The 18,692-nt window shown below is 59.2% G+C and carries 21 protein-coding genes; 7 read left to right on the top strand and 14 right to left on the bottom strand.

The genetic code is table 11. The features are described 5' to 3' along the window. Nucleotides 1-787: 787 nt before the first annotated feature. Nucleotides 788-2,338 carry a chromosomal replication initiator protein DnaA gene (gene dnaA, locus BSK43_RS07410; RefSeq protein ID WP_077468525.1) on the top strand — a complete coding sequence of 517 codons (1,551 nt, stop codon included), beginning with the start codon at nt 788-790 and terminating at the stop codon, nt 2,336-2,338. Between the two features lie 133 nt (nt 2,339-2,471). Here the strand turns inward: dnaA and gcvA are convergent, their stop codons facing one another. Beyond that, nucleotides 2,472-3,368 carry a transcriptional regulator GcvA gene (gene gcvA / locus BSK43_RS07405; RefSeq protein WP_205910593.1) on the bottom strand — a complete coding sequence of 299 codons (897 nt, stop codon included), beginning with the start codon at nt 3,366-3,368 and terminating at the stop codon, nt 2,472-2,474. A gap of 157 nt (nt 3,369-3,525) precedes the next feature. Here gcvA and BSK43_RS07400 point away from each other — a divergent pair, with 157 nt between their 5' ends. Beyond that, nucleotides 3,526-4,452 (top strand): DMT family transporter, encoded by a 927-nt coding sequence (locus BSK43_RS07400; protein WP_068397707.1) that lies wholly within the window; start codon nt 3,526-3,528, stop codon nt 4,450-4,452. A gap of 105 nt (nt 4,453-4,557) precedes the next feature. Here BSK43_RS07400 and hemW read toward each other — a convergent pair whose 3' ends face one another. Genes hemW through rph form a run of 4 tightly spaced genes read right to left on the bottom strand, consistent with a single transcriptional unit; the run spans nt 4,558 to nt 7,571 of the window. Further along, nucleotides 4,558-5,751, bottom strand: coding sequence for a radical SAM family heme chaperone HemW (gene hemW / locus BSK43_RS07395; protein WP_136686792.1), 1,194 nt, complete (start codon nt 5,749-5,751; stop codon nt 4,558-4,560). A gap of 18 nt (nt 5,752-5,769) precedes the next feature. Next, a complete protein-coding gene (gene rdgB / locus BSK43_RS07390) occupies nt 5,770-6,414 on the bottom strand; it encodes an RdgB/HAM1 family non-canonical purine NTP pyrophosphatase (RefSeq protein ID WP_068397958.1) in 645 nt (214 codons plus the stop codon). A gap of 11 nt (nt 6,415-6,425) precedes the next feature. Continuing rightward, nucleotides 6,426-6,842, bottom strand: a complete 417-nt coding sequence (locus BSK43_RS07385) for a VOC family protein (protein WP_077468528.1) — start codon at nt 6,840-6,842, stop codon at nt 6,426-6,428. A 12-nt stretch (nt 6,843-6,854) separates the two neighbouring features. Then, a complete protein-coding gene (gene rph, locus BSK43_RS07380; protein ID WP_077468529.1) occupies nt 6,855-7,571 on the bottom strand; it encodes a ribonuclease PH in 717 nt (238 codons plus the stop codon). A gap of 172 nt (nt 7,572-7,743) precedes the next feature. Between rph and hrcA the strand changes: the two genes are divergently transcribed. Beyond that, a complete protein-coding gene (gene hrcA, locus BSK43_RS07375) occupies nt 7,744-8,832 on the top strand; it encodes a heat-inducible transcriptional repressor HrcA (protein ID WP_077468530.1) in 1,089 nt (362 codons plus the stop codon). A gap of 9 nt (nt 8,833-8,841) precedes the next feature. Here hrcA and BSK43_RS07370 read toward each other — a convergent pair whose 3' ends face one another. After that, nucleotides 8,842-9,276: a GFA family protein gene (locus BSK43_RS07370; protein WP_077468531.1), complete on the bottom strand. Its 435-nt coding sequence runs from the start codon at nt 9,274-9,276 to the stop codon at nt 8,842-8,844. 215 nt (nt 9,277-9,491) lie between these two features. Between BSK43_RS07370 and grpE the strand changes: the two genes are divergently transcribed. Beyond that, on the top strand, nt 9,492-10,130 hold the full coding sequence (gene grpE, locus BSK43_RS07365) for a nucleotide exchange factor GrpE (protein WP_077468532.1): 639 nt from the start codon (nt 9,492-9,494) through the stop codon (nt 10,128-10,130). A 137-nt stretch (nt 10,131-10,267) separates the two neighbouring features. Here grpE and ptsN read toward each other — a convergent pair whose 3' ends face one another. The 6 genes from ptsN to lptC form a co-directional block, all read right to left on the bottom strand. Further along, complete coding sequence (ptsN, locus tag BSK43_RS07360) at nt 10,268-10,732, bottom strand: PTS IIA-like nitrogen regulatory protein PtsN (RefSeq protein ID WP_077468533.1); 465 nt, start codon at nt 10,730-10,732, stop codon at nt 10,268-10,270. 90 nt (nt 10,733-10,822) lie between these two features. Next, the gene (gene raiA, locus BSK43_RS07355; protein ID WP_077468534.1) at nt 10,823-11,398 is read right to left on the bottom strand and encodes a ribosome-associated translation inhibitor RaiA; all 576 of its coding nucleotides are present in this window, start codon (nt 11,396-11,398) and stop codon (nt 10,823-10,825) included. A gap of 250 nt (nt 11,399-11,648) precedes the next feature. Further along, nucleotides 11,649-13,199 (bottom strand): RNA polymerase factor sigma-54, encoded by a 1,551-nt coding sequence (rpoN, locus tag BSK43_RS07350; protein ID WP_077468535.1) that lies wholly within the window; start codon nt 13,197-13,199, stop codon nt 11,649-11,651. 195 nt (nt 13,200-13,394) lie between these two features. Beyond that, entirely contained in the window at nt 13,395-14,174 is a 780-nt protein-coding gene (gene lptB / locus BSK43_RS07345; RefSeq protein ID WP_077468536.1) for an LPS export ABC transporter ATP-binding protein, read from the bottom strand. A 47-nt stretch (nt 14,175-14,221) separates the two neighbouring features. Further along, nucleotides 14,222-14,881, bottom strand: a complete 660-nt coding sequence (locus tag BSK43_RS07340) for an LptA/OstA family protein (RefSeq protein ID WP_077468537.1) — start codon at nt 14,879-14,881, stop codon at nt 14,222-14,224. Further along, on the bottom strand, nt 14,878-15,564 hold the full coding sequence (lptC, locus tag BSK43_RS07335; RefSeq protein ID WP_077468538.1) for an LPS export ABC transporter periplasmic protein LptC: 687 nt from the start codon (nt 15,562-15,564) through the stop codon (nt 14,878-14,880). The genes BSK43_RS07340 and lptC overlap by 4 nt, the downstream gene beginning before the upstream one ends. A gap of 325 nt (nt 15,565-15,889) precedes the next feature. On the opposite strand from lptC, the gene sppA reads away from it, so the two are divergent. From sppA to BSK43_RS07320, 3 genes are all read left to right on the top strand, one after another. Next, on the top strand, nt 15,890-16,846 hold the full coding sequence (gene sppA / locus BSK43_RS07330) for a signal peptide peptidase SppA (protein WP_077468539.1): 957 nt from the start codon (nt 15,890-15,892) through the stop codon (nt 16,844-16,846). A gap of 26 nt (nt 16,847-16,872) precedes the next feature. Further along, on the top strand, nt 16,873-17,178 hold the full coding sequence (locus tag BSK43_RS07325) for an integration host factor subunit beta (RefSeq protein WP_004120746.1): 306 nt from the start codon (nt 16,873-16,875) through the stop codon (nt 17,176-17,178). 157 nt (nt 17,179-17,335) lie between these two features. Beyond that, on the top strand, nt 17,336-17,668 hold the full coding sequence (locus BSK43_RS07320) for a LapA family protein (protein WP_068397669.1): 333 nt from the start codon (nt 17,336-17,338) through the stop codon (nt 17,666-17,668). On the opposite strand, the gene BSK43_RS07315 is transcribed toward BSK43_RS07320, so the two are convergent. Beyond that, nucleotides 17,660-18,118: a GNAT family N-acetyltransferase gene (locus tag BSK43_RS07315; RefSeq protein WP_077468540.1), complete on the bottom strand. Its 459-nt coding sequence runs from the start codon at nt 18,116-18,118 to the stop codon at nt 17,660-17,662. The genes BSK43_RS07320 and BSK43_RS07315 overlap by 9 nt on opposite strands. A 37-nt stretch (nt 18,119-18,155) precedes the next feature. Continuing rightward, complete coding sequence (locus BSK43_RS07310; RefSeq protein WP_077468541.1) at nt 18,156-18,608, bottom strand: carbon monoxide dehydrogenase subunit G; 453 nt, start codon at nt 18,606-18,608, stop codon at nt 18,156-18,158. Nucleotides 18,609-18,692: the final 84 nt, after the last annotated feature.

Below are 18,692 nucleotides of genomic sequence, written 5' to 3'. Positions count from 1 at the left end.
AAATCGAGTGCCTGATCATGTCATTGACGTGACAGAAATATACATTTGAAAACAAAGGCTTGCAGCAGGATATCCCAGCGCCGTGTGATCTGCATGACGCGTTGCCGGCTCACAAGTGAGTCAAGGGAATTTTTATTTTATTTGTTTTGAAAGGCGTGAGAATCGCGCTGAACGTGAATCTCTTTGATTCAACAGCGATTCTTTTTTGAAGGGCTTGTGACAGTCAAATATGGCTTCCGGAGTCAATGGCCGGCTCTTAATTTTGTGTAAAATTCATCGTTGATATCTGCCTCCGATCCTGCCTAAATGCTTTTCAACAAGGGGCGCGGATCTCACCTTAAACGGCTTCGGCGAACACCGTCACTAGCGGCGGCGTGGGTGGTTTTGTCTCTTGTGACGGAGCAGTTCAGCTCCGTTTTTTCAAACAGTTGACGAGTTAAAGCCGGAAGCGGCAACGCTTGCGGAACGAGGAAGCTTGTCTGTCCTTTGCAGCCTAAGTCAATGACGCGGCTGTGGGGAGGGGAGAAAAATTGACAGTCGTTGGAGCAGCCGGTCGGAAGACGAGGGCCGACTGATGCTCCGGTTACAGACGCCGAGACGAAGATCGCTTTAAAGAGCAGTTTTCGCCACAGTGTTCCTGTAAGGCCCATTGGCGGGGCTCGGCTGATGAACCGGTATGCGGCGCAGCTTGGGACAACGAGCGCGATAGTCATGCCATGGCGAAGACCTAGGGGCGGCGGTGCAACGCTGGTTCGCCCCATAAAGAGACTGTGGAAGGCGGCATTACATGCAGATACATACGAGGACGACGGGTGCGTTGGAAAATGGGGACAATGCGCAGGCGTTCGGTGCTGTTTGCCTAGAAGCGGCGGGGGAAAAAGGAGACGTGGCGCAAAACGTTTTGTTCGAGCGCGTCAGCGCGCGCTTGAAAGCTCAGGTCGGTCCTGATGTTTATGCCAGCTGGTTCGCGCGGCTCAAGCTGCATTCGGTATCCAAGAGCGTTGTGCGTCTTACCGTTCCGACGACCTTTCTGAAGTCGTGGATCAACAATCGCTATCTCGATCTCATCACCGGCCTGTTCCAGGCGGAAGATGCCGAGATCCTGAAGGTCGAGATTCTGGTGCGCAGCGCGACCCGTCCTGGCGTAAAGCCGTCGGTTGACGAACAGGCTGTCGTGCCGGATCAGGCTGCCGTGGCGCCGATCCGCCGTTCCGTTGCACAGCCAGCAGGCCATGCAGCTGCTCAGGCTGTCAGTGCGGCCGCTGCTGCCCGCCCGGCTTCGGCAGGTACGCCCTTGTTCGGCTCGCCGCTCGACTCCCGCTTTACCTTCGACACTTATGTCGAGGGCAGCTCGAACCGGGTGAGCCTTGCCGCCGCCAAGACCATTGCGGAAGCCGGTTCCGGCGCGGTGCGCTTCAATCCGCTCTTCGTTCACTCGACGGTCGGTCTCGGCAAGACACATCTGCTGCAGGCGATCGCCAATGCAGCCGTACAGAACCCGCGCAACCTGCGCGTCGTCTATCTGACCGCTGAATATTTCATGTGGCGCTTTGCCACTGCCATTCGCGACAATGACGCGCTGACGCTGAAGGATTCGCTGCGCAATATCGACCTTCTGATCATCGACGACATGCAGTTCCTGCAGGGCAAGATGATCCAGCACGAATTCTGCCATCTGCTCAACATGCTGCTCGACAGCGCCAAGCAGGTTGTCGTCGCCGCCGACCGTGCACCCTGGGAGCTGGAATCGCTCGATCCGCGCGTTCGCTCGCGTCTTCAGGGCGGCGTTGCTATCGAGGTCGAGGCACCGGATTACGAGATGCGTCTCGAAATCCTCAAGCGTCGGCTGGAAGCCGCCCGTCTGGAAGATCCGTCGCTGGAAATTCCGGCCGAACTTCTCTCGCACGTCGCCCGTAATGTCACGGCAAGCGGCCGCGAGCTGGAAGGCGCTTTCAATCAGCTGATCTTCCGCCGGTCTTTCGAGCCGAACCTGACGGTCGAGCGTGTCGACGAGCTGCTTGCACATCTGGTCGGCTCCGGCGAACCGCGCCGTGTCCGCATCGAGGACATCCAGCGCATCGTCGCACGCCACTACAATGTCTCGCGCCAGGAGCTGGTCTCCAACCGCCGCACCCGCGTCATCGTCAAGCCGCGCCAGATCGCCATGTATCTGTCGAAGACTTTGACGCCGCGCTCCTTCCCGGAGATCGGTCGCCGCTTTGGCGGTCGCGATCACACGACGGTGCTGCATGCTGTGCGCAAGATCGAGGAACTGATCTCCGGCGATAGCAAGCTGTCGCATGAGATCGAGCTGCTGAAGCGCCTCATCAACGAATAGGCGGCGGACAATATCCGCTCATCATTTCACGGCCGGCGTCATCGCCGGCGTTTTCGTTGACGCCTTGTTCGGCTTGATGCGGATGCTCAAGCGAGCCAGCGGCCGTCCATGCCGTGCTGAAGGCGACGTCAGCCTATGTCGGCGGCGTTGCCTGCGAGATTTCGGAAAATAGCCACGCGCGCAGCGCCGCAATCGCCGGCCGTTCGAGGGCGCCCGGCAGATAGACGAGGTGATAGGCGAATGCGCTGGCAAATCCTATCGGGAAGGGAGCGACCAGCGTGCCCTCCGCCAGCTCCTGTTCGACGAAGGAACGGCGCATGAGTGCGATGCCGAGCCCGGCCTGCATGGCTTGATAAGCCCCGGTACCGTCAGTGAAGACCGGCCCGCGCGTGGCGTCGACGCGGCTTGCACCCGCAGCCTGCAGCCAAAGTTCCCAGTCGCGCCGATAGACATCGTGGATCAGGGTGATCTCCGCCAGACTGTCGACGAGGGGCGAGGGGCCGAGTGACGCCGCCATTGCCGGCGTACAGACGGGCACATACTCGTCGTCGAGCAATCGCTCGCTTGCCAGACCCTCATAGCCGCCAAGGCCGTGGCGAATGGCGACATCTATTCCATCCCGCTGGAAATCCATGATGCGGTGAGAAGCGCTGATGCGCAGATCGATCTCGGGATGCGCCTGCTCGAAGCGGCGCAGCCTCGGCACCAGCCAATGGGTGGCAAAGCCGGCGGTGCAGGTAACCGTCAATACGCTGTCATTCGCGCGCATGGTCAGCGCCGCAGTCGCCTCGCGGATGAGGCGAAAGGCCGTCCGCATCGTTGCGAAATATTCGGCGCCGTCCGACGTCAATGCGAGGCTGCGTGTCCGGCGCTCGAAGAGCCGCACGCCGAGCGCGCTTTCGAGGTCGCGAACCTGCAGGCTGATGGCGCCGGGCGTCACATGCAGCTCGTTTGCAGCCAGCGTCATGCTAAGATGACGGGCCGATGCTTCGAAAGCCCTGAGGGCCGAAAGAGACGGCAACTGATCCATAATGATTGAGTTAAGCTAAACCATAAAATGAGAAAGAGTCGTTTGTCAGAAAGCGGATATTGAGAGATTATCCTAGTAATTCTGGTGTTTGGCAAGCAAGCGAAAATAGGCGCCTGACAAGCTGAACTCAATCATTCGAAAGTGGGGGTCGATCGTCATGCAGCAGAAATCCATGGGTGCGCTCGAGTGGGGCATGTTGGTGGCGCTATCATTGCTTTGGGGTGGCTCCTTCCTGTTCAACGGCATTCTGGTGCGGGAGTTGCCGCCCTTCACCATCGTCACGGCGCGTGTGGCGCTTGCTGCCATTGCTCTTCATGTCATCGTGCGCATGACCGGACATTCCATGCCGCGCGATCGCCAGGCCTGGCTTGCCTTCTTCGGCATGGGCTTCCTCAACAACGTCATTCCCTTCCTGCTGATCGTCTGGGGCCAGACGCATATTGCCAGCGGCCTCGCCTCGATCCTCAACGCAACCACACCGCTTTTCGGCGTCGTGGTCGCGCATTTTCTGACCGCGGACGAGAAGATGACCGGTAATCGCCTGATCGGCGTCATCGTCGGATTTGCCGGCGTGGCTCTGATGATCGGCCCGTCGGTGCTCGCAAGCCTGGGCGGCTCGAATGCACTGGCGCAGCTCGCCGTGCTAGCCGCTGCCTTCACCTATTCGCTTGCTGGTATATTCGGCCGCAGGTTTCGCCGCATGGGCTTGGCGCCGATCATTCCCGCTGCCGGCCAGGTCACCGCCTCGACCGTGCTGCTATTGCCGATCGCGCTCTTTGTCGATCGTCCGTGGACGCTGGCAATACCCTCGAGCGAAACCTGGCTCGCGCTTGCCGGCCTTGCCATCCTCTCGACTGCGATTGCCTATGTGCTGTTCTTCCGCATTCTGGCAACCGCAGGCGCCACCAATCTGATGCTGGTAACGTTCCTCATCCCCGTCAGCGCCATTCTGTTGGGCGCGCTTATTCTCGGTGAGGACCTGCAGATGAAGCATTTCATCGGCATGGCGATGATCGCGGTCGGCCTTGCGGCAATCGATGGGCGTTTGCTTACCCTCCCCTCGAGGGGGAGGGTCGGCACATAGTGCCGAGGCGGGGTGATCCGAGTAAACACTGAAGCCTCGATCGGCTCTTGAGGATTACCCCCACCCGCCGCTTCGCGGCGACCTCCCCCCTCAAGGGGGAGGTGACTAACAGGCGAGATCGGCGACGACAGAGTCGAGAACCAGCATTCCCGACGGCGTGCAGCGCAGGCGGGAATTGCCGATCCGCTCGATGAAACCGTGTTCCAGTAAAAACGCCTCGCGCTGCGGATCGGGATCGCGTCCCGAAAGCTCCTGCCAGCGCACGAGATCGATGCCTTCCTTCAGACGCAAGCCCATCAGCAGCAATTCGTCGGCCTGCTCGTCGAACCCCAGCATTTCCTGATCGACCATACCGTGGCCGTCACGCTCGACCATCTCAAGCCAGCTCTCCGGCTTGCGCTCGGTCGCTGTTGCAAGCTTTTGCGGTCCGTGAGTCAGCCGGCCATGGGCACCGGGCCCGATACCGGCATAGTCGCCATAGCGCCAATAGGTGAGATTGTGCCGGCTCTCGGCGCCCGGACGGGCATGGTTGGAGACCTCATACGCCGGCATGCCCTCGCGCTCGGTAATCTCCTGCGTCGCCTCATAGAGCAGCGCCGATTGATCGCCATCGGGCACGATCAGTTTGCCGGCCTTGTGGAGACCATAGAAGGGCGTGCCTTCCTCGATCGTCAACTGGTAGAGCGAGAGGTGATCGACGGCATAGGAGATCGCCTCCTTCAGCTCGCGTTCCCATTCCTCGACGGTCTGGTTCGGACGGGCATAGATGAGATCGAAGGACATGCGCGGGAAGATCTCGCGCGCCAGCTTGATCGCCTTCAGCGCATCGGCGACGTCGTGCAGGCGGCCGAGGAATTTCAGGTCGCGGTCGTTCAGCGCCTGCACGCCCATCGACACGCGATTGACGCCAGCCGCGCGATAGCCGCGAAACCGTTCGGCCTCGACGCTCGACGGATTTGCCTCCATGGTGATCTCGATGCCGTCAGGCATGTGCCAGGTCCGGGCGATGCCGTCGAGAATGGCGCCGACAGTCTCCGGCTTCATCAGCGAGGGTGTGCCGCCGCCGAGGAAGACGCTGGTCACCGTCTTCGGGCCGCTGATCATCCGTATCGACGCCATTTCCTTCAGAAAGGCGGCAGCGAAACGCTCCTGATCAACTGGCTGATGGCGGACATGGCTGTTGAAATCGCAATAGGGACACTTGGCCGCGCAAAACGGCCAATGCACATACACGCCGAAACCGGGCTCGCCGGTATCCGGTAGCAATTGCGCGCCGCGCATCAGCTGTTGCGAATCCATGATATCCACGAAGTAAGCTTACGCCTCCAGGCAGGTTTCGACAAAGACCTTGAAGGCCCGGGCGCGATGCGAGAGTGCCTGCGGATCGCCAGGCTTCCAGCCATGCTTCTCCTCGGCGCTCATTTCACCAAAAGTGGTGTCGTACCCTTCCGGCTGGAAGATCGGATCGTAGCCGAAGCCCTGGGTGCCGCGCGGTGGCCAGGCGACCGTGCCTTCGACCTCGCCGCGGAAAAGCTCGGTATGTCCGTCAGGCCATGCCAGGCAAAGTACGCTGACGAAGCGCGCCGTGCGGCTTTCCGGCGACGTAGCGCCGGCTTTCTCAAGAGCGGTCTCGACCTTCTGCATCGCCATCGCGAAATCGCGGGTGCCGTCAGCCGTTTCGGCCCAGTTGGCCGTGTAGACGCCCGGATCGCCGCCGAGTGCATCGATCACCAGACCGGAATCGTCAGACAATGCCGGCAGGCCGGAGGCATGTGCGGAGGCGAGCGCCTTGATCGCAGCGTTTTCCTCGAATGTTGTGCCGGTCTCGTCCGGCTCGATGAAGTTGAGGTCGGCAGCCGATTTGGCGGTGAAGCCGAAGGGGCCGATCAAGTCCTCGATTTCGCGGATCTTGCCGGCATTGTGGCTGGCGACGACGATGGTTTTGGTATCGAGCTTACGCATGTCCTGTTCCGTCATAGGCCCCAGATGCGGGGTTCTGCGCATTCCAGGCTGTTGCCGGCCGGATCGCGGAAATAGATCGAGCGGCCGCCGTTCGGCCAGTGAAAATCGGTTTCTATGGCAATGCCGGCAGCTTTCAGCCTCTGCGCCATTGCCTCGATGTCGTCACCGCCGACACGGAAGCACACATGACCATGGCCCGTCGTCCCATGCGAAGGCACGGGAAGGGCGTCCGGTTCCGCTGGCTTCATCGTCTCGGCCGGATTGAAGATCAGCAGCACGCCTGATCCGCAGCGGTAGAAGATATGGCGGTTGCCGCCGCGCGAGATCTTCTGCAAACCGAGAATGCCGCCGTAAAAAGCTTCGGCGGCATCGAGATCATCGGCATAGAGAGCCGTTTCCAGGATGCTTTCGAGGGCCGTGTCTGCCATTGCAAGATGTCCCTAGGCGATTGCCTGCTTCTGCAGATCCACCAGTTCGGCAATACCATTCTTGGCAAGGCCCAGGAGCGTGGCGAATTCCTCTTCGCTGAAAGGCGCACCCTCGGCGGTTCCTTGGATTTCAACGATGCCGCCCTTGCCCGTCATGACGAAATTGGCGTCGGTTTCAGCCGAAGAATCCTCGAGATAGTCGAGGTCGATGACCGGCTGGCTGGCGAAGATTCCGCAGGAAATGGCCGCGATATGATCCTTCAGCACTCGATCCACCTTGACCATGTTGCGGCTTTCCATCCACTTCAGGCAGTCGTAGAGCGCGATCCAGCCGCCTGTGATCGAGGCCGTGCGCGTGCCGCCGTCGGCCTGGATGACGTCGCAGTCGACGGTAATCTGGCGTTCGCCGAGCTCCTTCAGATCGACGACCGCGCGCAGCGAGCGGCCGATGAGGCGCTGGATTTCCTGCGTGCGGCCGCCCTGCTTGCCGGCAGCGGCCTCGCGCTTCATACGCTCGCCGGTGGCGCGCGGCAGCATGCCGTATTCGGCGGTGACCCAGCCCTTGCCGCTGTTGCGCAGCCATGGCGGCGTCTTGTCCTCAAGGCTTGCCGTGCAGAGCACATGCGTATCGCCGAACTTGACCAGGCAGGAGCCTTCGGCATGCTTGGAAAAATTGCGCTCGAACGACACTTTGCGCATCTGGTCGGTTTTTCTGCCTGAAGGCCGCATTCCACTCTCCTGAAAGTTTGTCGACCGCTTCTACGACCCGTAGGCGGCTTTTGCAAAGGAAAAGCAGGTCGAAAGGCCCGGCGGCGACGGCAGCAGCATTTTTCCCTTTCGCCATTGCTAACTGAATGATTATATTTTGGCCAAGGCTCAACGAAATGGATTAGACAGCGAAATGGTATTCACGACATCGTCGGTTTCGGATGTCATTGCTGCACTGGACGAACGATCCAAGGAAGTTTTCCGCCGTATCGTCGAGGGCTATCTTGAGAATGGCGAGCCGCTTGGATCGCGCAACCTCTCCCGCCTGCTGCCGATGTCCCTGTCGCCGGCCTCCGTGCGCAATGTCATGAGCGATCTGGAAGAGCTGGGGCTTATCTATTCGCCGCATATCAGCGCCGGCCGGCTGCCGACCCAGGTCGGGCTGCGTTTCTTCGTCGATGCCTTCATGCAGGTCGGCGATCTCTCGGCCGAGGATCGTGCCACCATCGACCGCCAGGTCCGCGGCAGCAATCGCGATCAGCCGATGGAATCTGTTATGACCGAGGCGAGCCGTATGCTCTCCGGCATTTCACGCGGCGCCGGGCTGGTGATTACCTCGAAGAACGACCCGGTGCTGAAGCACGTCGAATTCATCCGTCTGGAGCCGACCAAGGCGCTCGCCGTGCTCGTGGGCGAGCATGATCAGGTGGAAAACCGCATCATCGAACTGCCGGCCGGCGTCACCTCCTCACAGTTGACGGAGGCGGCGAATTTCCTCAATGCCCATATGACGGGTCAGACCCTGCCGGATCTGCGCCGTCAATTGCAGACGTTGAAGGAGAGCGTGCGTCACGAGCTTGATACGCTGTCGCGGGAGCTGGTCGAGCGCGGGATCGCCGTCTGGTCTGGTGGCGAGGACGAAGGCAAGCCGACGCAGCTCATCGTCCGCGGCCACGCCAATCTCCTGTCCGAAATCGCCGGCGCCGAGGATCTGGATCGGCTGCGCCTGCTCTTCGACGATCTCGAAAAGAAGGACAGCCTGATCGAGATACTCAATCTGGCCGAAAGCGGGCCGGGCGTGCGCATCTTCATCGGCTCGGAAAACAAGCTCTTTTCACTCTCCGGCTCGTCGCTGATCGTGGCGCCTTATCGCGACGACGACGATCGCATCGTCGGTGCTGTCGGCGTCATCGGCCCGACGCGGCTGAACTACGCCCGTATCGTGCCGATGGTCGATTATACGGCCCAGCTGATTTCAAGGCTGTCACGCTCAGGCATCTGACGCACGCGCCTAATCTGGAAGCAACGTTCCAGATCCGCCCATCTCGGCCGGAAAATCCTTCTGCTTCGGCAGTCCGTCCCGCAGATGCAGCACCGTCGTTTCATAATTGACGTGCAATGCCGGCTGAAAGTCGAGGGCGGGAAGGGTGGCCGCGTACACGTCGGTCACGCCCCACAAGGGATGCTCCGTCAGCAGATGGCCGCCACAGACAGTGCACCATTTGCGCACGCTCTTCTCGGTCTTCTGATAGCTGCCGATATGATCGGCACCCTTGGTGATGTGAACGGCTTCCGGTGGCCAGAGCGAAAAGGCGTTAACCGGCCCCGCCGACCACTCCCGACACGAGTCGCAATGGCAATAGCCCATCGCCATCGGTTCGCCGTCGACCGCGATCTCCACTGCGCCGCAAAAACATTTTCCTGAAAGGGATTTGCCACTAGACATGGATCTCACCTCGCATTGTGCTGAGATGAACCTCATCATATCACCACGAGAGAGCTCTGGATAGGCAAGGTTCCGATCGGAGTCTTTGATCGACGGGCTTTCTGATGCCGCGGCAATATCGGGAATTGGCTGTTCTTCTCGACAAAGCCTTGATTTTTTCCGGGTAAACCTCGATATCGGGCACATCCAAAAGACAAAGCAATTCGGAGACCGTCATGACCGACGAAACAACGAAAACCGGACCTGACGCCACGGCGGCCGACGCTGCTGCGGATTTCGCTCAAGAAGCAGCGGAAACCGTGGATGCGACGGAACCGTCTCAGCCCGACCCGGTTGAGCTGCTGAAGGCCGAAAACGGCGAACTGCGTGATCGCTATCTTCGCCTCGCCGCCGATATGGACAATCTTCGCCGGCGTACCGAGCGCGAGATAAAGGACGCAAAGTCCTACTCCGTGGCAAGCTTCGCCCGCGATATGCTGGCGGTGGCGGATAATCTGCGCCGTACGCTGGATGCCATTCCGGCCGAGGCCCGTGCCGGCGGTGATGCCGGCCTGACGACCCTGATTGAAGGTGTCGAGATGACCGAGCGTTCCATGCTCTCCGCCCTGGAGCGTCATGGCGTGCGCCAGATCGAGCCGGTCGGACAGAAGTTCGACCCCAATTTCCATCAGGCGATGTTCGAAGTGCCGAACCCAGAAGTGCCGAATAATACGGTGGTGCAGGTGGTGCAGGCTGGCTTCGTCATCGGCGAGCGCGTTCTGCGCCCGGCCATGGTCGGTGTCGCCAAGGGCGGCCCGAAGATCGTCGAAAATGCCGAGGGCGCCAATAGCCCGCTCGACGAAAAAGACGCCTGATCCACACACGGAAACAAAAAATAAGAGCCGGATGATTTCAGATCATCCGGCTCTTATTTTTGCCTTGGTCCGATGCGATCCAAACCGTCAGAGCATGACGCCGAAAAGTGTAAGCGGTTTTCGGGCGACATCCGGCTCTAGGCGGCGTTGGATGCCTGTTCCTCATTGAGGAATGAGTAGATTGCCGATGCGGAATCGGTAGCGCGCAGCTTGGCGACCAGGTCCTGGTCACGGAGCACGCGGGCAATACGAGACAGCGCCTTCAGATGATCAGCGCCTGCGCCTTCGGGCGCGAGCAGCAGGAAGACGAGATCGACGGGTTGATCGTCCAGAGCCTCAAAATCAACGGGCGCCTCGAGGCGCGCGAAAATGCCGGCGATGGACTTGATGCTGGCGAGCTTGCCGTGCGGGATGGCGATGCCGTTGCCGACGCCGGTGGAACCCAGGCGTTCGCGCTGCAGCACGACATCAAAAATCTCGCGTTCGGGAAGTCCGGTCAGTTTCGAGGCTTTGGCCGCCAGTTCCTGAAGCAATTGTTTTTTGGAATTTGCCCTCAAGGCGGGGATGATCGCATCTTGGTGTAGCAAATCTGCCAATGCCATTCTCTTTATCCTTCGTGTCGCCGAGAGCCGGTAACGGGAAAAAGCGGCGGCCGGGTGCTGTTACGCGCCGCCGCCGCTTATCTTCTATTCTCAGCTTTTGATATTGGCCGCGTCGATCCAGCCAATGTTACCGTCCTGGCGGCGGTAGACGATGTTCAAATGTTCCTTGCCGGGGCTGCGGAAGAGCAGCAACGGTTCATCGGTCATATCAAGCGCCATCACGGCGGTCGCTACCGACATGGTCTTCAATTGCTTCGTGCTTTCAGCAACGATCACCGGCGCAAAATCGGCGGCAATTTCCTCGTCGTCATCCGGCACGCCATCCATGACGGTATAGGCAACTTCCGCCTGACCGTTGATGTGGTTGCCGGCCTGATGATCCTTAAGCTTGCGTTTGTAGCGTCGCAGGCGTTTCTCGATGCGTGCAGATGCTGCGTCGAACGCCAGCTGCGGATCCATGGCTTCACCGGCAGCATGCAACACGACACCACTGTCGAGGTGAAGCTTGCAATCGGCCGCAAAGCGAGAGCTGGATTTCTGCACCGTTACCTGACCCGAATACCCCCCGTCGAAGTATTTCGTCACGGCCATACCGATCTGGTCCTCGATCCGCTGCCGGAACGAGTCACCAATTTCCATATGTTTACCGGAGACACGCACACTCATGGAGTTTCCCTTCTTGTAGTGGTTATTGCGCGTATCAGTTTACGCCAAGCCTCAAGCTCATCCAAGCACTTCACGCGGTCAAAGACAAATTGCGTATTTCGACCGCCTTCGGGATGATGGGGATAAGTTTCATGGTCGTGCTGTCCTGCAGCGATTGCGGCGGGCTTCTAGCCCCACCACATGGGAAAGTCAACTGCATCTTAACGGACTGTTAGGAGATCCGCACCCTGTGGTTGAAGATCGACAATCGTCAGAAACTGGCGACTTTTGCCAAGGCCCGCTTCTCTCGGCGTCGTTGCACGGACGATGGGATGTTCATGGCTTCCCGGTATTTTGCAACCGTGCGGCGAGCCAGCTCGATGCCGCCGCTTTTGAGCGTATCGACGATATCGTCGTCTGACAGAACCGCATCCGGGCTTTCGTTCGATATCAGCAGGCGGATCTTGTGGCGCACGGCTTCGGCCGAATGACCGTCGCCACCCTCGACAGCGCTGATCGAGACGGTAAAGAAATATTTGAGCTCGAACATTCCGCGCGGCGTCAGCATGTATTTGTTCGAGGTGACGCGGCTGACGGTCGATTCGTGCATCTTGATCGCGTCGGCCACGGTCTTCAGATTGAGTGGCCGCAGATGATCGACGCCATGGATCAGGAAGGCATCCTGCTGCCGCACGATCTCGCTTGCCACCTTCATGATGGTCTTGGCGCGCTGGTCCAGGCTGCGGGTCAGCCAGTTGGCGTTCTGAAGGCATTCCGACAGAAAAGCGTGGTCCTGGCTGGTTTTGGTGACGGAAGCGAAATAGGACTGGCTCACCAGCACCCGAGGAAGAGCATCGGGATTGAGCTCCACCAGCCAGCTACCGTCAGTGGAGGGGCGCACGACGATATCAGGCATGATCGCTTCGGACACGCTGGTCTCAAAGCAGCTGCCGGGCTTTGGGTTCAGCTGGCGGATTTCCGCCATCATGTCGAGCAGGTCTTCCTCATCGACGCCGCAGAGCCGCTTCAGCGATGCGAAATCGCGCCGCCCCAGAAGTTCCAGATTCTGGATCAGCCGCTCCATGGCCGGATCGAACCGATCCTTTTGCCGAAGCTGGATTTCCAGGCATTCGCTGAGGGAGCGGGCGAAGATGCCAGGGGGATCCAGCAGCTGCAAGGTAGCCAGCACGCGCTCCACATCCCCGATCGCCGAGCCAAGGCGCTCCACCGTCTCATTCAGGTCGGCACGGAGATAGCCGGCTTCATCGAGTTGGTCGACGAGGTGCTGTGCGATCAGCCGATCACCCATGGCGGGAAACGAAAATGGGATCTGTTCGTTCAGATGGTCGCGCAGCGATACCTGGCCGGCGACGAAATCGTCCAGATCAAAACTCTCGCCCGCTTCTCCGCCAGGCATGGATTTCCATTGACTTAGCAGCTCAGGCGCGTCGGCCCGCTGCGGGCTCCCGTCGTCGGGGAAGACATCGCTGAAATTGGTGTCGAGCTCGTTGTTCAGCCTGTCGGCATTGCCGGTATTTTCGTTCTCGTACCAGTCGCTCGCAAGGTCGCTGCTGTCGAAAGTCTCGTCGTGGCTATCGCCTACGGCCTCGAAGGAATCGTCCTTCGTCTCGCGATCGCCATGACTGCCCATATCTTCGTCATTTGACGCAAATTCCAGCAGCGGGTTTTTCTCGACTTCCTGGCCGATGAATTGTGTCAGTTCGAAATGCGTCATCTGCAGCAACTGGATGGATTGCATCAGTTGCGGTGTCATCACCAGGCTTTGGCTTTGGCGCAGGAAAAGATTGGCCGATAGTGCCATGGCGGACGCGAGACTCCCCTTGAACTCCTCGGGAATTCGCGTTTTCCGTCACTAAAATCTTCGCGAAATTCCAACTGGCCCAAAAATTGCTTTTTTATAAGATTTGGTCAAGTGGAACTGTGAAGCAAAGGTAAATTTCGGCCGCGCGGCAGTTTTATATAATATTAAAGCGCGAGCGGATCGAATTTCAGCCTATCAAAGGCTGAAATTGTCACCGAGATAGAGTTTCCGAACTTCCGGATTGCTGACGATATCGTTGGCTCTGCCATGGGTGAGCACTTCGCCGGCATGAATGATATAGGCGCGGTCGATCAGGCCAAGCGTTTCACGGACATTGTGGTCGGTGATCAAGACACCGATGCCGCGCGCCGTCAGATGGTGGACGAGGTTCTGAATGTCGGCGACCGAGATCGGATCGACACCGGCAAAAGGCTCGTCGAGCAACATGAAGGTCGGATCGGTCGCCAATGCGCGGGCGATTTCAAGGCGTCGCCGCTCGCCGCCCGAAAGAGCGATCGCGGGCACGGTGCGCAGATTGCGAATGTGGAATTCCTCCAGCAATTCGTCGATCTTGTGCTCCCGCTTTGCCTTGTCCTTTTCGTGAACCTCCAGCACGGCGCGGATGTTCTGTTCCACCGTCAGGCCACGAAAGATCGAGGCTTCCTGCGGCAGATAGCCGACACCGAGCCGCGCGCGACGGTACATCGGCATCGAGGTGACATTGTTGCCGTCGATCTCGATCGTGCCTTCGTCCACGGGCACCAGCCCGGTGATCATATAGAAACAGGTCGTCTTGCCGGCGCCGTTCGGTCCCAGCAGACCCACTGCTTCGCCACGCCGTACGACCAGCGAAACGCCGTTCACGACACGGCGTCTACCGTAGGTTTTGGTGAGGCCGCGCGCAATCAGGGTGCCCTGATAGCGCGCTTTATCCGCGGCCGGCGCACCGGATGTCGCAGAAGATGGCCCGGGCATACCGGGTAAGGTGGTGGTGGTCGATGTGGTCACGAGGGGGGCCAGTATCAGTTCTTGTTCTGTTGTTGCTGCACTTGCTGCGACTTCGGATCGAGCTGGATCTGGACGCGGCCCCCACAGGCATCCAGCTGTGCTTCACCCGTCGCCATATGCACGGTGAGCTGGCAACCCGTGAAAACATTCGGTCCGTCCGTCAGCACAACCTTCTTGCCCTTGAGGATGGCGAGCTGGTTTGCCATGTCGAAGGAACCGTCTTCGGCGGTCGCCGTCTGCGTGCCAGAAACGAGGTAGACCTTATCGGTGACCAGAATGTGGTCGATGTTCGCATCGCCGGAGACCAGAGATTCGTTCTGTTCCTTGGCGACCTTGGCGACGGGATTGTCCGCCGGCTTGGGCGCGTTGGCATCGGCCGGCTGCTTCTTCTTGTAGAAGACAGTCATCTTTCCAGCCTGCATCGTCGTGGTTCCCTGAACCACCTTGACGTTGCCGGTGAATACGGCCTGGCTCTCCGCATCATGGATTTCCAGCTTGTCGCTTTCGATCTGGATCGGCTGATCCTTCGAAATGGCGAGACCGGGCATCTTGCTTGTCGTTGCCTGCGCACCGGCTTCGGCGGCTGCAAAGAGAGCAAGCGCGCCGATGGCGCAGAAAAGGCCGGCTCTGCGCCGGCGGGAGTTGAAAATTGAATGTGTCCAATCGTTTATCATGAACCGCCCGGCTTCTTTTCGCTAGCTGAATTGTTGAGTGCGGACGGTTCGATATGCACCTGAACCTGCCCGTCGAGTTCGATTACGCTCCCCTTATCCGTCATCTTGAGCGAACGCGCAACAACCGACATGCCACCTCGAAAGATTGAAACCTGATCTTGGCTCGACAGGTCGCCCTTCTTGACGTCGAGGAACGCCGTCCTGAATTCGGCGCGCAAGCCATTGTCCATCACGATGGTGAAAGGTTCGGTCAGCTTCAGCGTATCGGCCTGTCGGTCGAAGTCCGCGCTTTGAGCGGTAACATGTGCGATCACGTCCGTATTGACGGGCATGGATGCCTTGATGGTCTTGAGCGTGATCATATTGGGGTTCTTGATATCCTGCAGCGCCTTTTCGGCGAGCAGGGAGTAATTGATGCCGTCCTTGTTGCGGCCGGCGATGGCCGGGCGCTCCATCACGACCTTGCCGTCCTCGATCTTGGCGCCTTCGATCTGGATCTCGGCCGGCAGATAGGCGCGGATCACCGAGACGCCAATGAAGATCAGCGAAATGATTATCGCGATCAGCGGCAGCAGCACCCTCAGTCTTCTCACGCGCGTCGAGTGGAAGATCGCGTCCTTATAGTGGCTTCGTTCCGGCAAAGCGCGGACGGTCTCGCCGGGGGTCTCGATCGTATTCAGCATGCAACAGGTCCGTCTTTTCTGATCCGGAGAACCGCATTGACGTTATGCGAGGCTGTGTCAAAAAGCCCATCGGATCGTTTCGCATTATTGCACTTGCTTGCCAATATGGATTTTTTTCTGCAACCAAGCAAATTTGGCGGAGAAATATGCCATAAGCCGGTTTCATCCGATCGGGCGATGCCCTATCTCATGAGCCAGCAGAGCGACGTGCCGCTGACGACATCGAAAACGGGAACAGCTTTTCTCTGAGGATTGTGCCTGTTTCAAGGTGTCATATATCCGGTTCGTATCGCATTCAGTTTGTTGCAGGGAGAAATAAGGCGTGATGGACAGTTCTGCAATCGCGGATCGGCGACAATTACGCCGCAGGCTTGGTTTCTGGCGCATTGTTGCCGTTTTGCTCCTCGTGGCCCTTGGTTTTGCGCTCTATCGCTTCATCGCCGGGGACTTGCCGGATGCGCGAGGACCACAGGTCGCTCGCGTTACGATCTCCGGGCTCATTCAGGATGATCCAGAGCTTCTGGAGCGATTGAAGAAGATCCGCGACAACGACCAGGTCAAGGCGCTGATTGTCTCGATCTCGTCGACCGGCGGAACGACCTATGGCGGCGAGCGCATCTTCAAGGCGATCCGTGCCGTCGCCGCCAAGAAGCCTGTCGTCTCCGATATCCGCACCGTTGCCGCCTCGGCCGGCTACATGATTGCCGCCGCCGGTGATGATATCGTCGCCGGTGACACCTCGATCACCGGCTCGATCGGCGTCATCTTCCAGTATCCGCAGGTCAAGGATCTGCTCGACAAGGTCGGCGTTTCCCTCGACGAGATCAAGTCGGCGCCGTTGAAGGCCGAGCCTTCGCCGTTCCATCCGGCCAGCGAAGACGCCAAGAACATGATCCGCAACATGGTCATGGACAGCTATGGCTGGTTCGTCGATCTCGTCGCGGATCGCCGCAAATTGCCGCGCGAAGACGTGTTGAAGCTCGCCGACGGCAGCATCTTCACAGGCCGCCAGGCGCTTCAGAACAAGCTGATCGACACGCTTGGCGGTGAAGACGAGATCCGCACCTATCTCGAAACGCGCAAGGTCAGCAAGGACCTGCCGATCGTCGATTGGAAGCCGGAAGACAAAAGCTCGTCCTTCTTCTGGCCAAGTGCTGCGGCCTGGTTGCTAAATGGCCTTGGTTATGGTGATTTTCTGAAGGCAGATGGCTTTCAGAAAGTCATGACAGAGAAGTTGTTTCTTGACGGCCTGCTTTCTGTTTGGCAGGGTGCTGCCAACTGATAAATCAATGATTTAAGGGGGTAGCCGTGATCAAGTCGGAATTGGTGCAGATTGTTGCCGCCCGCAACCCGCATCTCTATCACCGCGACGTCGAAAATATCGTCAACGCAGTCCTCGATGAGATCACCGATGCCCTCGCCGCCGGAAACCGGGTTGAACTTCGCGGCTTCGGTGCCTTCTCCGTGAAGAACCGTCCCTCCCGCTCCGGTCGCAACCCGCGCACGGGCGATACGGTATTTGTCGAGGAAAAGTGGGTTCCCTTCTTCAAGACCGGCAAGGAGCTGCGCGAGCGGCTTAATCCAGGCGCCGGCGACGAGGAAGACGACAACTGATCGTCTGGCTTCGGCCGAACTTTCCCGGGATGGCCCTTCGGACATGATTGTGCCGCGACGCGGTGGCACTTGAACTCGGCCGCGTCTTTTCTATTCTGCGGCTTAAGGCGGTGCGTGTGCGATCTACACGGCTACGCCCGGATAAAGGAGCTGCGCAATGGCCAAGAAGATCGTCAACCTGCTGATATTGCTGCCGCTCGGCATCATTTTTATCGTATTCTGCGTTGCCAACAGACAGTCGGTGACACTTGCGCTCAATCCATTCCGGCCGGACGATCAGGTGTTGTCGCTGCATGCGCCGCTTTTCGTCCTGCTGTTCGTGGCGCTGATCGTCGGCATGCTCGTCGGCGGCGCGGTGACCTGGTTCAGCCAGGGAAAGCATCGCAAGCGCGCCCGCAGCCAGTCGCTCGAGGCGGTGCGCTGGCAGGCGGAGGCCGATAAGCACCGCACGCGCGCCGAGCAGATTGCCGGGCAGCTTCCGTCAAAGTGACTGGATGCCGCGAAGCCGCATTTCCTTGTAGTCGCCTTCCGGCGAAGCTCCGTCGCCGATGATTTCGAAGCCGAGCGCCTGATAAAAAGCCATGGCATGCGTGTTTTTGACCAGGCATTTCAATCGATATCGGCGTTTCGGCCAATCCGGCAGGGCGGCAAGCAGGGCTTTGCCGGCACCGCGGCCCTGAAATGCCGGGAGAATATAGAGCATATGGATGAAGTCGTCCGCGTCCCATAGCGCCGCGAAGCCTGCGATCACACCATGCAGGTCCTCGCAAACCAGCAGGCGCTCGCCCGCCGAATGAACGGCGAAATCCTCAAGGTTGAAATGGCTGGGATCGACCCAGAGGAACGTCTGCCGGCGAACGCTCAGATAAATCTCGGCAAGAAGCGGCATATCCTGCTCGCGTGCCGGACGGATGGTCCAAGTCTCGGGTATCGTTGTCATGACTCGATTATATGGGCGCCAAATGTGATCGTGGCAATCAGGCTTTGGCTTGGCCGTTGATCGCTGCAGTGAGATCGGAAAAGAACTGCTGTGTAATCTTCTTGGCGCTGGAATCGACCAGCCACGAGCCAAGCTGCGCGATCTTGCCGCCGACCTGCGCATTGGCTTCATATTGCAGGATGGTCTCGTTGCCGTCTTCCTTAAGGACGACGTCTGCACCACCCTTGGCAAAGCCGGCAATCCCACCCTTTCCCTCGGCATAGATCGTGTAGCTTATCGGAGGGTTGATATTGGAGAGCGTCACATCGCCGTTGAAGGACGTCGAGAAGGGGCCGATCTTCAGCTTCACGGTCGCGGTCAGTTCCGTCGAGGAGACCCATTCGAGGCTCTCACAGCCGCGAATGCACTGCTTGAGCATATCGGGGTTGTTCAGAGCCGCCCAGACTGCGTCCCTGGGTGCCGCGATCCGCTGTTCGCCGGTCATGTCCATACGCAATCCTTCCAATGCGACATTATGAACATGGATCATCGCAGATCGGAAAGCGCTTTGCCAAGTGGCGGCCAGATGCTATTT

Origin of the sequence: Rhizobium sp. P44RR-XXIV (genome assembly GCF_001999485.2) — a bacterium.
Classification (GTDB): domain Bacteria; phylum Pseudomonadota; class Alphaproteobacteria; order Rhizobiales; family Rhizobiaceae; genus Rhizobium.
Note: the sequence above shows the minus strand (reverse complement) of the source record. Positions and strands in the feature narration are given on the sequence as shown.

Excerpts from the sequence above, each read along its gene's own strand:
- dnaA (WP_077468525.1), top strand. The coding sequence starts at position 788 with ATGCAGATACATACGAGGACGACGGGTGCGTTGGAAAATGGGGACAAT.
- gcvA (WP_205910593.1), bottom strand. The coding sequence starts at position 3,368 with ATGGATCAGTTGCCGTCTCTTTCGGCCCTCAGGGCTTTCGAAGCATCG.
- BSK43_RS07400 (WP_068397707.1), top strand. The coding sequence starts at position 3,526 with ATGCAGCAGAAATCCATGGGTGCGCTCGAGTGGGGCATGTTGGTGGCG.
- hemW (WP_136686792.1), bottom strand. The coding sequence starts at position 5,751 with ATGGATTCGCAACAGCTGATGCGCGGCGCGCAATTGCTACCGGATACC.
- rdgB (WP_068397958.1), bottom strand. The coding sequence starts at position 6,414 with ATGCGTAAGCTCGATACCAAAACCATCGTCGTCGCCAGCCACAATGCC.
- BSK43_RS07385 (WP_077468528.1), bottom strand. The coding sequence starts at position 6,842 with ATGGCAGACACGGCCCTCGAAAGCATCCTGGAAACGGCTCTCTATGCC.
- rph (WP_077468529.1), bottom strand. The coding sequence starts at position 7,571 with ATGCGGCCTTCAGGCAGAAAAACCGACCAGATGCGCAAAGTGTCGTTC.
- hrcA (WP_077468530.1), top strand. The coding sequence starts at position 7,744 with ATGGTATTCACGACATCGTCGGTTTCGGATGTCATTGCTGCACTGGAC.
- BSK43_RS07370 (WP_077468531.1), bottom strand. The coding sequence starts at position 9,276 with ATGTCTAGTGGCAAATCCCTTTCAGGAAAATGTTTTTGCGGCGCAGTG.
- grpE (WP_077468532.1), top strand. The coding sequence starts at position 9,492 with ATGACCGACGAAACAACGAAAACCGGACCTGACGCCACGGCGGCCGAC.
- ptsN (WP_077468533.1), bottom strand. The coding sequence starts at position 10,732 with ATGGCATTGGCAGATTTGCTACACCAAGATGCGATCATCCCCGCCTTG.
- raiA (WP_077468534.1), bottom strand. The coding sequence starts at position 11,398 with ATGAGTGTGCGTGTCTCCGGTAAACATATGGAAATTGGTGACTCGTTC.
- rpoN (WP_077468535.1), bottom strand. The coding sequence starts at position 13,199 with ATGGCACTATCGGCCAATCTTTTCCTGCGCCAAAGCCAAAGCCTGGTG.
- lptB (WP_077468536.1), bottom strand. The coding sequence starts at position 14,174 with ATGCCCGGGCCATCTTCTGCGACATCCGGTGCGCCGGCCGCGGATAAA.
- BSK43_RS07340 (WP_077468537.1), bottom strand. The coding sequence starts at position 14,881 with ATGATAAACGATTGGACACATTCAATTTTCAACTCCCGCCGGCGCAGA.
- lptC (WP_077468538.1), bottom strand. The coding sequence starts at position 15,564 with ATGCTGAATACGATCGAGACCCCCGGCGAGACCGTCCGCGCTTTGCCG.
- sppA (WP_077468539.1), top strand. The coding sequence starts at position 15,890 with ATGGACAGTTCTGCAATCGCGGATCGGCGACAATTACGCCGCAGGCTT.
- BSK43_RS07320 (WP_068397669.1), top strand. The coding sequence starts at position 17,336 with ATGGCCAAGAAGATCGTCAACCTGCTGATATTGCTGCCGCTCGGCATC.
- BSK43_RS07315 (WP_077468540.1), bottom strand. The coding sequence starts at position 18,118 with ATGACAACGATACCCGAGACTTGGACCATCCGTCCGGCACGCGAGCAG.
- BSK43_RS07310 (WP_077468541.1), bottom strand. The coding sequence starts at position 18,608 with ATGGACATGACCGGCGAACAGCGGATCGCGGCACCCAGGGACGCAGTC.